General features: G+C 70.7%; 8 protein-coding genes. 4 read left to right on the top strand and 4 right to left on the bottom strand.

The annotated features are described in order from the left end of the window. Positions 1-25: 25 nt before the first annotated feature. The gene (polA, locus tag ACWD38_RS19765) at positions 26-2,716 is read left to right on the top strand and encodes a DNA polymerase I (RefSeq protein WP_450124657.1); all 2,691 of its coding nucleotides are present in this window, start codon (positions 26-28) and stop codon (positions 2,714-2,716) included. A 308-nt stretch (positions 2,717-3,024) separates the two neighbouring features. Beyond that, a complete protein-coding gene (locus ACWD38_RS19760; protein WP_184480790.1) occupies positions 3,025-3,438 on the top strand; it encodes a VOC family protein in 414 nt (137 codons plus the stop codon). Between the two features lie 97 nt (positions 3,439-3,535). Here ACWD38_RS19760 and ACWD38_RS19755 read toward each other — a convergent pair whose 3' ends face one another. From ACWD38_RS19755 to ACWD38_RS19740, 4 genes are all read right to left on the bottom strand, one after another. Beyond that, positions 3,536-5,602, bottom strand: coding sequence for a YhgE/Pip family protein (locus ACWD38_RS19755; protein ID WP_450124631.1), 2,067 nt, complete (start codon positions 5,600-5,602; stop codon positions 3,536-3,538). After that, positions 5,599-6,237, bottom strand: coding sequence for an ATP-binding cassette domain-containing protein (locus ACWD38_RS19750; protein ID WP_450124630.1), 639 nt, complete (start codon positions 6,235-6,237; stop codon positions 5,599-5,601). The genes ACWD38_RS19755 and ACWD38_RS19750 overlap by 4 nt, the downstream gene beginning before the upstream one ends. Positions 6,238-6,266: 29 nt before the next feature. Beyond that, positions 6,267-7,217: an N-acetyltransferase family protein gene (locus tag ACWD38_RS19745; protein ID WP_450124629.1), complete on the bottom strand. Its 951-nt coding sequence runs from the start codon at positions 7,215-7,217 to the stop codon at positions 6,267-6,269. A gap of 105 nt (positions 7,218-7,322) precedes the next feature. After that, the gene (locus tag ACWD38_RS19740) at positions 7,323-8,219 is read right to left on the bottom strand and encodes a class I SAM-dependent methyltransferase (protein ID WP_450124628.1); all 897 of its coding nucleotides are present in this window, start codon (positions 8,217-8,219) and stop codon (positions 7,323-7,325) included. A 527-nt stretch (positions 8,220-8,746) separates the two neighbouring features. Here ACWD38_RS19740 and rpsA point away from each other — a divergent pair. Further along, on the top strand, positions 8,747-10,255 hold the full coding sequence (rpsA, locus tag ACWD38_RS19735; RefSeq protein WP_184480780.1) for a 30S ribosomal protein S1: 1,509 nt from the start codon (positions 8,747-8,749) through the stop codon (positions 10,253-10,255). Between the two features lie 110 nt (positions 10,256-10,365). Continuing rightward, complete coding sequence (gene coaE / locus ACWD38_RS19730; RefSeq protein WP_184480778.1) at positions 10,366-11,568, top strand: dephospho-CoA kinase; 1,203 nt, start codon at positions 10,366-10,368, stop codon at positions 11,566-11,568. The last annotated feature ends 16 nt before the right edge of the window (positions 11,569-11,584 follow it).

Raw genomic sequence — 11,584 nt, 5'->3', positions numbered from 1 at the left:
GGTCAGCCTAGACTCCCGCGACGTGATGGCTTCCGAAGACCGACGTCTGCTGTTGATCGACGGCCATTCCATGGCCTATCGAGCGTTCTACGCCCTGCCGAAGGAGAACTTCCAAACCGGCACGGGCCAGCACACCAACGCGGTCTACGGCTTCACCTCGATGCTGATCAACCTGCTGCGCGATGAGCAGCCCACCCATTTCGCGGTCGCGTTCGACGTGTCCCGCAAGACGTTCCGCAGCGAAAAGTTCACCGAGTACAAGGCCAACCGCAGCGCCAGCCCGGACGAGTTCAAGGGCCAGGTGAGCTTGATCCAGGACGTGCTCGGGGCGCTGTCGGTGCCGGTGCTGAGCAAGGACAACTACGAGGCCGACGACGTCATCGCGACGCTCACCACGCAGGCCACCGGTGAAGGCTTCTCCGTGGCGATCTGTACCGGGGACCGGGACGCGTTGCAGCTGGTCACCGACAAGGTCACCGTGCTGTACCCGACGAAGGGCGTCTCCGAGCTCACCCGGTTCACGCCGCAGGCGGTCGAGGACAAGTACGGCCTCTCGCCCGAGCAGTACCCGGACTTCGCGGCGCTGCGCGGCGACCCGTCGGACAACCTGCCGAAGATCCCCGGTGTCGGGGAGAAGACCGTCACCAAGTGGATCCAGCAGTTCGGCTCGCTGGCGGGGCTCATCGACCGCGCCGACGAGGTCAAGGGCAAGGCCGGTGAGGCGCTGCGGGCGAACCTGGCCTCGGTGCAGCTCAACCGCGAGCTCACCCAGCTCGAGCACGACGTGCCGCTGGGGGTCACCCCGGACGACCTGGCGATGGCCCAGTGGGACCGGGACGCGGTGCACAAGCTGTTCGACGACCTGGAGTTCCGGGTGCTGCGGGAACGGCTGTTCTCGACGCTGTCCGCGGCGGAACCCGAAGTGGAAGAGGGCTTCGAGGTCACCGGTGGCGCGGTCGCGCCGGGTGAGCTCGCGGGCTGGCTGGACCGGCACGCCCGGGACGGGCGGCGGATCGGGTTGGCGTTCAGCGGGACCTGGACGACCGGTGCGGGTGATCTGCAGGGGATCGCCCTGGTGAACGCGGACGGCGCGGGCACCTACGCCGACGCGACCGAGCTGACCCCCGAAGACGACAAGGCGCTGGGGGAGTGGCTGGCGGACCCGGCGCTGCCGAAGGCCGCGCACGACGTCAAGGGCCCGCTGCACGCCCTGCGCGGTCGCGGCTGGGCGCTGGCGGGGCTGACCAGCGACACCGCGCTCGCCGCCTACCTGGTGCGGCCGGGGCAGCGCTCGTTCGACCTGCCCGACCTGGTGGTGCGCTACCTGCAGCGGGAGCTGCGCGCCGAGCAGGACAGCGGTGACGGGCAGCTGTCCCTGCTCGCCGACGAGGAGCAGGACAAGGCCGACGCCGCCAATGCGGAACTCGTCAAGGCCCGAGCGGTGGGCGAGCTCGCCGACGCGCTCGACGCGGAACTGGACCGCATCGACAGCCGCGGCCTGCTCACCGACCTCGAACTGCCGCTGCTCGCGGTGATCGACGAGCTGGAGGCCGCGGGCATCGCCGTGGACTCCGACCTGCTCGACGAGCTCGGCGCGCACTTCGCGGGCCGCGTCAAGCAGGCCGCGCAGGACGCCTACGAGGTCATCGGCAAGGAGATCAACCTCGGTTCGCCGAAGCAGCTGCAGGTGGTGCTGTTCGAGGAACTGGGCATGCCGAAGACGAAGCGCACCAAGACCGGCTACACCACCGACGCGGACGCGCTGCAGGGGCTGTACGAGAAGACCGAGCACCCCTTCCTGCAGCACCTGCTGGAGCACCGCGACGCGACCCGGCTCAAGACGACCGTCGAAGGGCTCGTGAAGTCCGTCGCCGACGACGGGCGGATCCACACCACGCTGAACCAGACCATCGCGGCCACCGGCCGGTTGTCCTCGACCGACCCGAACCTGCAGAACATCCCGATCCGGACCGAGGAAGGCCGCCGGATCCGGGAGGTGTTCGTCGTCGGCTCCGGTTACTCCGAGCTGCTGACCGCCGACTACAGCCAGATCGAGATGCGGATCATGGCCCACCTGTCCGGCGACGAGGGCTTGATCGAGGCGTTCCGCTCCGGGGAGGACCTGCACAACTTCGTGGCGTCCCAGGCGTTCGGCGTGCCGATCGACCAGGTGGACCAGGAACTGCGGCGCCGGGTGAAGGCCATGTCCTACGGCCTGGCCTACGGGCTCTCCGCGTTCGGCCTGGCCCAGCAGCTGCGGATCTCCGCTGAGGACGCCAAGGCGCAGATGGACGCTTACTTCGCCCGCTTCGGGCGGGTGCGGGACTACCTGCACGAGGTGGTGTCGAAGGCGCGCGAGGACGGCTACACCTCGACGATCCTCGGTCGCCGCCGCTACCTGCCCGACCTGCTCAGCGACAACCGGCAGCGCCGCGAGATGGCGGAGCGGATGGCGCTCAACGCGCCGATCCAGGGCAGCGCGGCCGACATCATCAAGGTCGCGATGCTCGGCGCGCACCAGGCGCTGCGGGAGGCGGGGCTGCGGTCTCGGATCCTGCTGCAGGTGCACGACGAACTGATCATCGAGCTGGTCGACGGGGAGCGTGCCGAGGTCGAGCGGATCGTGCGGGAGCAGATGGGCTCGGCGTACCCGCTGGACGTGCCGCTGGAGGTCTCGGTGGGAGCGGGCCGTTCCTGGGACTCCGCCGCACACTGAAGGGACCGCACGCTGTGTGTGCGGAGGATCGCGTGCGGCGGGGTGACCGCGCGGTCGCCGGGTGTCGGCATATGCCGAGTGCGTGGTCTCCGAGCTGCGGAGATTGCGGCTTGATCACGATGAGATCATTTCGCGGCGGCGCGGCTGTCTCAACCACTGAGATGACCGGAACGTGAACGAGTCGGGCCCCAGTTGGACCTTTCGGGTGATAGCCGGGATAGCCTGCCTACTTCGCGGAACAGCGGATGCCGACGAGCCGGCGCGCGGCGCGCACGGCGGACCCGGGACGGAGCTCCCGGAGGAGGAAAATGATCAACATCGACAGAGTGGACCACTTGGTGCTCACCGTGGCCGATGTCGATCGGGCGGCTGAGTTCTACGAGCGCATCCTCGGGATGCGCACGGTGACCTTCCCCGGTGACCGCCGGGCCGTGAGCTTCGGGCAGCAGACCATCAAGCTGCACGCCGCGAGCGAGCTCGTGGAGCCCACCGCGACGCACCCGGTGCCGGGCTCGGCCAACCTGTGCTTCGTCACCGAACAGCCCATCAGCGAGGTGCAGGAGCACCTGCGGTCCAACGACGTCCGCATCGAGGAAGGTCCGGTGGGCCGCACCGGCACCTTCGGCCCGATCACCTCGCTGTACCTGCGCGACCCCGACGGCAACCTGATCGAGGTCGCTCGATACGACGAAGAGGCCGAGGCCACCACCAGCGCGGAGTGATCCGCCAGGCGGGACCGAAGCTCCCGCGACGTGGACGGAACGAGAACGGGGCCGTCGAGCAGCGCGCTCGACGGCCCCGATTCGCCTCATCCCCAGGTCACAATGCCAATTCGGGCTTGAGCCTGCCCGGGGTCCACACCCGCTGCCGCCACGCGGCGATGGTGCTCAGCATCAGCCCGGCCACCAGATAGGCGAGCAGCACCAGCGCGGAGGTGCCCGCCGCCTCCAGGCCGGGCCCGCCGTAGAGCAGGTGCCGCAGCGCGGTCACGACGTAGCTCAGCGGCAGCACCTGGTGCAGCGGGTGCAGCGGTGCCGGAATGGTCTGCCACGGGAACGTGCCGCCCGCGGTGACCAGCTGCAGCACCAGCACGATCAGCGCGATGAACTTGCCCTTCGGCCCGAACGCCGCGTTCAGCGCGTGCACCACGGACGTGAACGCGAACGAGGTGAGCACCAGGAACCCGAGCGTCAGCCACGGGTGCGCCGGGTGCACGCCCACGCCGAACACGACCACGAGGAACAGCAGCACCGCCTGCGCGATGCCCACCAGCGCGGCCGGGAGCCAGCCGCCGAGCGCCACCTTCCAGGCCGCCACGCCCGAGGCCAGCGCTCGCTGCGACAGCGGACGCATGATCAGGAACAGCACGAACCCGCCGATCCACAGCGCCAGGCCCATGAAGAACGGGGCCAGGCCCGCGCCGTAGGTGGCGGCCTTGACCTGCGCGTCGTTGTTCACGGCGACCGGGTCGCCGATGGTCCGGGCGGTGTTCTCCCGGGTGGCGTCGTCGAGGTTCGGGATGTCCTGGGCGCCCTTGCCGAGCTCGTCGGCCAAGGTGTGCGACCCGTCGACGAGCTGGCCCGAACCGTCCGCGAGCCGGTGCGATCCGTCGGCGAGCCGATCGGCGCCGTCGACGAGCTTCGTGGTGCCGGTGACGGCTTGCTGCTCCCCCTGGTGCAGCTGCCGGGCACCCGAGTCCAGTTCACCGGCACCGTTGGCGAGCGTCCCGGCGCCGTCGTTGAGCTGGCCGATGGCGCTGGTCAGCGCGGGTGTCGAGTCGGCGAGCTTGCGGTTGCCGTCGGCGACCTGGCGGGCTCCGTCGGCGAGCGCGTCGACCTGGCCGACCTGGCCCTGCACCTTGTCGTTGGCGTCGGTGAGGGGCTGGTTGAGCTCGTCCAGCCCGTCGAGCACCTTCTGCACCGTCGCCTCGTCGGCCCCGGTGGCGCGCAGCCGGTCGGCGATGCGGGTCTTGGTCTGCTCCAGGTCGTCGACGACCCCCTGGGAGACGTCGCCGAGCCTGCCCGCGGTGTCGGCGAGCTTCTCGTTGCCCTGCGCGACCTGCTCGGCCCCGTCCGCGAGCTTCGCCGACTGCTCCGGCAGCGGTGCGGTGCGTTCCTGCAGCTGCTGCAGGCCGCCGCTGAGCTGCTCGGCGCCGGAGCTGAGCCGCCCCGTGCCGTCCACGAGCCTGCCGGAGCCGTCCAGCAGCGCCTGCTGCCCGTCGAGCAGCTGGTGGGCGCCCGAGGAGAGCTGACCGGTGCCGTCCTCGGCGGTGCTGATGCCGTCCCGCAGCCTGCCCGCGCCGTCGGCGAGCTCGCCCGCTCCGTCGGCGGCCTGGATCGTCTTCTCGTGCACCGTGCCGAAGCCCATCAGCAACTGGTCGGCGGCTTCGGTGCCGGCGTCGGCGGCGACGGCCTTGCGGACCTCGCCCGCGACCTTGTCGGCGATGGTGGAGATCAAGTAGTTGTTCGTGTCGTTGGTGACCAGCCGCAGCTGCGCCTGCCTGGGTTCGAAGTCGCCCGGCGACATCAGCGCGGCCGAGAAGTCCTTCGGCACGACCAGCGCGAACGTGTACTTGCCCTGGGCGACGCCCTGCTCGGCGTCCTGGGCGCCGGTGCGCTCCCAGTCGAACGAACCGGAGTCCTCCAGCTCGTCGTAGACCTTGTCCCCGGCGTCGAGCCTGCTGCCGTCGTCGCGGGTCGCTCCTTCGTCGTCGACCACGACGGCGGCGGGCACCGAGCCGAGCCGGTTGTACGGGTCCCAGTTGGCGTAGAGGTACATCGCGCCGTAGAGCAGCGGCACGAGGGTGATCGCCACCAGGGCGAGCCGGGGGAGCTTGCCGGAGGTCAGCCTGCGCAGTTCGGTCAGGGCCAGGCGGAACGTGGTCATCGGGCACCTTCTTCGGCGCGGTTGTCCGCGCCCACTCGGGCATGGGGGACGGCGAGCCGGTCGGCGGAATGCGGGGAGCACAGCACGATCACCGCGCGCTCCCTGCGACATTCCCGGCGGGCCAGCCGGTACCAGACGTGCGGGTCGCCGCCGTGCCGGTCGGGGGTGTCGAGCACCAGCGCTTCGGTCGTCCTCGTCGCGCACGCCAGGTCGACCAGCAGCCGGGTCCGTTCCGCAGCGGGGAGGTTCTCCACGCGGGTCCCGGCGTGCTCGGCGAGGTCGTGGTCGGTGAGCCAGGCGCGCACGGCGGAGCGTCCGGAGCGGCGTCCGGCGATGCTCAGGGCCTCGGCGACCATCGTGCGCACCGGCACGCTCGGTTCGGGTTCGGTGATGTCGGGGCCGTCGACGATCGCGACCCGGCGCCGCAGCGCCTTCGGGTCGTCGGCCCCGTCGATCAGGACGCGGCCGCCGCCGGGCTTGAGCCGGCCGGACAGGGCGAGGGCCAGCGCGGTGTGCCCGGAGTTCGGTTCTCCGGTCACCACCAGCAGGTCTCCGCTGCTCACGTGCAGCGAGGTGGGGGCGAGCAGGGTGCTGTGCGCTCCGTTGACCTCGACTGCGTCAGCGACGATCTCCACGCGTCGTCTCGACTCCTTCACGTGGGAGATCAGCGCAGCGCCGTTGCCGGGCGCACCTCCCACATCGTCCACAGCGGCCGGTAGCCCTGGCGGGGCCAGAACACCGACGACAGCGGGTTGGGCGGGTTGTAGTACAGGAAGCTGCCGACGACGCCGGCACGGGCGAACTCGTCGTGCGCGGTGGACATCAGCTGCCGTCCGACGCCGCCGCCGCGGGCCTGCTCGTGCACCGACACGCAGTTCACGTAAGCCCACCGCCCGGATCGGAGCCGGTGGCCGCCTGCTTGGCGGTCCGGGTCGACCCAGCCGCATTCGGCGAGCGCGATCGGTGTGCCGTCCTGCTCGGCCAGCCACACCGGATCACCTCCGGGGCCGCTGCCCGCGGCGAGCCGGAGCCGTGCTGCGGTGCGTTTGAGCTCGGCTGCCCCAGGGCGGTGCACCGATGCGCCGACCAGGGCGGCGTAGGCGTGCTCGGCGAGTGCGAGCTCGACCACGGAGTCCAGATCGGCCGGTTCGGCGCGGCGCACTTTTACGGTACCAGACAGTTTCGTATCTTCGTCGGGAGGCGGTCCCGGCGGGCGGATCGCCAGGCATGAGAGCGGGACGAAACCGTGGTCCAGCAGCGCGCGCGTCGCTCGGGCGTCCCGGCTCGGCCAGGTCACCACGCACGACGAATCCGTCGCGGACGCCCCTTGCTCCGCGAGCAGGCGCCGCCACTCGCCCAGCAGCGCGTCCATGCCCTCCTGCGGCCGGTCGCCGAGCAGCGGGAACAGCTCGAAGGTGTCGGTGGCCTGCCACAGGCTCTGGGTGGAGCCGCGCGGAACGCGGTTGTGCACCACCAGCCCGGCGGCGGCCCCGCCGCCGGGGAGGCGGGCCATCAGCGGATCGCCCTTCGGCAGCAGGTAGCGATCCGGCAGGTCCGGGTCCAGTTCGGCGAACCGCGCGCACTGCCGGTCCATCAGTTCCTGCGCGTCACCCATGTCCGCTGAACCCCTCTCCGCGCCACCCGGCGCCCCGGATTCTGGCAGCAACGAGGTGATCTCCGCGTCGGATTCGGCCGGGCGGCGGCGCTGGAGCCGGGGAGATCAGTCCAGCGTGCAGCAGAAGATCGACGTACCGGGGAACAGCCTGCCGCGCAGCCGGCTCCACTGGCCCCAGGTGTGGTCGGCGCCTTCGGGCCACTCCGGCTCGATCAGGTCCACCAGCCGCATTCCCGCCGCCGTGAGCTGGCGGACGTAGTCGCCCAGCGTCCGGTGGTGCTCCACGTAGGTCGCCTCGCCGAACGCGTTGATCTCCACGTACGGCGACCGGTCGAAGTACGACTGCGCGACCGTGAGCCCGCCTGGTCCGGGGTCGTCCGGGAAGATCCACCGCATCGGGTGAGTCACCGCGAACACCCAGCGCCCGCCCGGCCGCAGCACGCGCGCGACCTCCTGGAAGACGGCGCCGGAGTCGGCCACGAACGGCACCCCGCCGAACGCCGAGCAGGCCAGGTCGAAGCTGTTCGCCGCGAACGGCAAGGTGTCCGCGCTGGCCTGCACCAGCGGCACCTCGATGCCGCTCGCCGCCGCGCCTTCGGCGGCGTGGCGCAGCATCCCGGCGGAGATGTCCAGGGCCACCGGCTCCGCGCCCTGCGCGGCCAGCCACCGCGAGCACGACGCCGAACCGGACCCGACCTCCAGCACCCGCTTGCCCGCCACGTCGCCGAGCAGCCGGACGTCGGCCTCGCGGACCCGCTCCGGGCACCAGACGAAGTCGCTGACGCCCAGGAAGTCGCCGTGCTCGGCCTGGTAGTCGTCGGCGTCGGCGTCCCACCACAACCGGCTCGCCTGCCGGGATTCCACGGCGCCCGCAGTGCGCTTGCTCACACCCGTCGTGCCTAGCGCGCGCTCCGCGGAGACGTGCGCGGAACCGCCGTCCAGCTCGTCTCCTGTCGCCGAATCGGGTGAAATTTCGGTGGGCGCCGAGTGGTCGTGCGACATGAGAAGTCCTGTGGTTCGGTGTTGCGCCGGTAAGTGGTTTGCTCCGCGATCGCGCGAACGCGTACGATACCGCCCGCGCCGTGGGTCTTAACGTGTCCGTGCATTCTGGCTGGGGAAAGACGCCCGGGACCGGCTCCGCCGGTCGGCTGTGCCGACCGCCGACGCCGGAGCCGAGCCGCCCGACCGGTTGCCGTGCCCCGATCGGGATTAGCGATGGGGGGGGGCCAGCGTTCGACAGTGGTGCGGCTTCGCCGGGTCGGTAGACGCGGAGCGGCCGCGCCGGCCGGGGATCGCCGACGGGAGACCGTCGGACCGGGAACCGGGAGTCGTACGTCGCTGGTCCGGACCTGTTACGCCGGGTTCCGCTCGCAGAGGTGTCGGTCCCGGAGGCTAAGATCCAAGGTGCAACCCCCAGCGGGTCGTGCGCGGATGCGCGCCGGGACTTCGGTCCGGCCGTCCGACGCCGGCCGAGGCGGGGGAGAACCGTAGGCAACCGACAAACTATCCGTACCGGAGCAACCCACCTGATGTCCACCGACACCACCACCGTTCCGACCACCGCCACCAAGCCGCAGGTCGCGGTCAACGACGTCGGGACGGAGGAGGACTTCCTCGCCGCCGTCGACCTAACCATCAAGTACTTCAACGACGGCGACATCGTTGAGGGCACCATCGTCAAGGTCGATCGTGACGAGGTGCTGCTTGACATCGGTTACAAGACCGAGGGCGTCATCCCGTCCCGGGAGCTGTCCATCAAGCACGATGTCGACCCGGCTGAGGTCGTCACCGTCGGCGACTTCGTCGAGGCCCTCGTCCTCCAGAAGGAGGACAAGGAAGGCCGGCTGATCCTGTCCAAGAAGCGCGCCCAGTACGAGCGCGCCTGGGGCACCATCGAGGAGCTCAAGGACAAGGACGAGCCCGTCAAGGGCACCGTCATCGAGGTCGTCAAGGGCGGCCTCATCCTCGACATCGGCCTGCGCGGCTTCCTGCCCGCGTCGCTGGTCGAGATGCGCCGTGTCCGCGACCTGCAGCCCTACGTCGGCCGCGAGCTCGAAGCGAAGATCATCGAGCTGGACAAGAACCGCAACAACGTGGTGCTGTCCCGTCGCGCCTGGCTGGAGCAGACCCAGTCCGAGGTCCGCAGCGAGTTCCTCAACCAGCTGCAGAACGGCCAGGTCCGCAAGGGTGTCGTGTCCTCGATCGTCAACTTCGGTGCGTTCGTGGACCTCGGTGGTGTCGACGGCCTGGTGCACGTCTCCGAGCTGTCCTGGAAGCACATCGACCACCCGAGCGAGGTCGTCGAGGTCGGCCAGGAGGTCACGGTCGAGGTCCTCAACGTCGAGATGGACCGCGAGCGCGTCTCGCTGTCGCTGAAGGCGACGCAGGAAGACCCGTGGCGTCAGTTCGCCCGCACCCACGCGATCGGCCAGATCGTGCCGGGCAAGGTCACCAAGCTGGTGCCGTTCGGTGCGTTCGTCCGCGTCGACGAGGGCATCGAGGGCCTGGTGCACATCTCCGAGCTGGCCGAGCGCCACGTGGAGATCCCGGAGCAGGTCGTTCAGGTCGGCGACGACGTGATGATCAAGGTCATCGACATCGACCTCGAGCGTCGCCGGATCTCGCTGTCGCTGAAGCAGGCCAACGAGGGCTTCACGCCGGACTCCGAGTTCGACCCCACTCAGTACGGTATGGCCGCCGAGTACGACAACAACGGCGACTACATCTACCCCGAGGGCTTCGACCCGGAGACCCAGGAGTGGCAGGAAGGCTACGACACCCAGCGCGAGGAGTGGGAGCGCCAGTACGCCGACGCGCTGTCCCGCTACGAGCAGCACATGAAGCAGGTCGCGAAGGCCGCCGAGGCCGACGCCGAAGCCGCTGCCGCGGGTGCCGCCGGTGCCACCTCCGAGTCCCAGGGCGGTGGAGGTGGGAACTACTCCTCCTCCGGTTCGTCCGAGCAGCAGGAAGACGCGGGCTCGCTGGCCAGCGACGCACAGCTGGCCGCGCTGCGGGAGAAGCTCTCCGGCGGAGCGTGAACGCAGGGTTGACCGTCCCGGTCTGATCCGGCACGGATAGCCGCGCACGGCCCCGCACCTGTTCGCAGGTGCGGGGCCGTCGTGCGTTCCAGGCCTGGCAAGATGGCCGCATGTTGCGCGTGGGGCTCAGCGGTGGGATCGGATCGGGCAAGTCGACGGTGGCCGCGCGCCTGGCGGAGCTGGGCGCGGTGCTCATCGACGCGGACGTCCTGGCCCGCGAGGTCGTGCAGCCGGGCAGCGCCGGGCTGGCCGAGCTCGCAGAGCGGTTCGGTCCGGAGATCCTCACCGCCGAGGGCGCGCTGGACCGCCCGGCGATGGCGCGCACCGTGTTCGGCGACGACCGGGCGCGGGCCGACCTGAACGCGATCACGCATCCGAAGATCGGCGCGTTGACCGCGCAGCGCATGGCGCAGGCCCCGGCGGACGCGATCGTGGTGCACGACGTCCCGCTGCTGGTGGAGAACGACTACGCGCCGAACTACCACCTGGTGCTCATCGTGGACGCGCCGGAGGACGAGCGGGTCCGGCGGCTCACCGGCCGCGGCCTGGACGCCGAGGACGCGCGGGCGCGGATCCGGTCGCAGGCCACCGACGAGCAGCGCCGCGAGGCGGCGGACGTGTGGCTGGACAACACCGGCGCGGTCGAGGACCTGATCGCCGAGGTGGACCGGTTGTGGTCGCAGCGGCTGGTCCCGTTCGAGGTGAACGTGCGGGCGGGACGACGGGCGCCGAAGCACGCGCCGCGGATCGTCGAACCGGATCCGGGGTGGCCGCGAACGGCGCGGCGGCTGAGCGCCAGGGTGCTGGCGGCGGCGGGGGAGAAGGGGCTTCGAGTCGACCACGTCGGTTCGACCTCGGTGCCGGGGCTGCCCGCGAAGGACGTCATCGACCTGCAGCTCGCGGTGCGGTCGATGGACGACGGGGACGCGGTGGCCGCCGCTTTGGGTGAGGCCGGTTTCCCGGCGTACCACGGGATTCAGCACGACAACGTGCACGACGTCATCGATCCCGACCCGGCGGGGTGGCTCAAGCGCTTCCACACCGCGGCGGATCCCGGTCGTTACGTGAACCTGCACGTGCGGGTGCTGGACTCGCCGGGGTGGCGGGTGGCGCTGCTGTTTCGCGACTGGTTGCGCGCCGATGCGGACGCCCGTGCCGAGTACGCCGCGGTGAAGCGGGAGCTGGCGCAGCGCTACGGCTCCGATCCCGACCACGAGCGGTACGCGGAGGCGAAGGAGCCCTGGTTCCTCGCGGCGCTGCCGCGGGCGCGGGAGTGGGCCGACCGCACGGGGTGGGCGCCCGAGCAGGCCTGAGCGCGCGATTCAGGAG

The sequence above is a fragment of the Saccharopolyspora sp. NPDC002578 genome, assembly GCF_053592695.1.
Note: the sequence above shows the minus strand (reverse complement) of the source record. Positions and strands in the feature narration are given on the sequence as shown.

Excerpts from the sequence above, each read along its gene's own strand:
- polA (WP_450124657.1), top strand. The coding sequence starts at position 26 with ATGGCTTCCGAAGACCGACGTCTGCTGTTGATCGACGGCCATTCCATG.
- ACWD38_RS19760 (WP_184480790.1), top strand. The coding sequence starts at position 3,025 with ATGATCAACATCGACAGAGTGGACCACTTGGTGCTCACCGTGGCCGAT.
- ACWD38_RS19755 (WP_450124631.1), bottom strand. The coding sequence starts at position 5,602 with ATGACCACGTTCCGCCTGGCCCTGACCGAACTGCGCAGGCTGACCTCC.
- ACWD38_RS19745 (WP_450124629.1), bottom strand. The coding sequence starts at position 7,217 with ATGGGTGACGCGCAGGAACTGATGGACCGGCAGTGCGCGCGGTTCGCC.
- ACWD38_RS19740 (WP_450124628.1), bottom strand. The coding sequence starts at position 8,219 with ATGTCGCACGACCACTCGGCGCCCACCGAAATTTCACCCGATTCGGCG.
- rpsA (WP_184480780.1), top strand. The coding sequence starts at position 8,747 with ATGTCCACCGACACCACCACCGTTCCGACCACCGCCACCAAGCCGCAG.
- coaE (WP_184480778.1), top strand. The coding sequence starts at position 10,366 with ATGTTGCGCGTGGGGCTCAGCGGTGGGATCGGATCGGGCAAGTCGACG.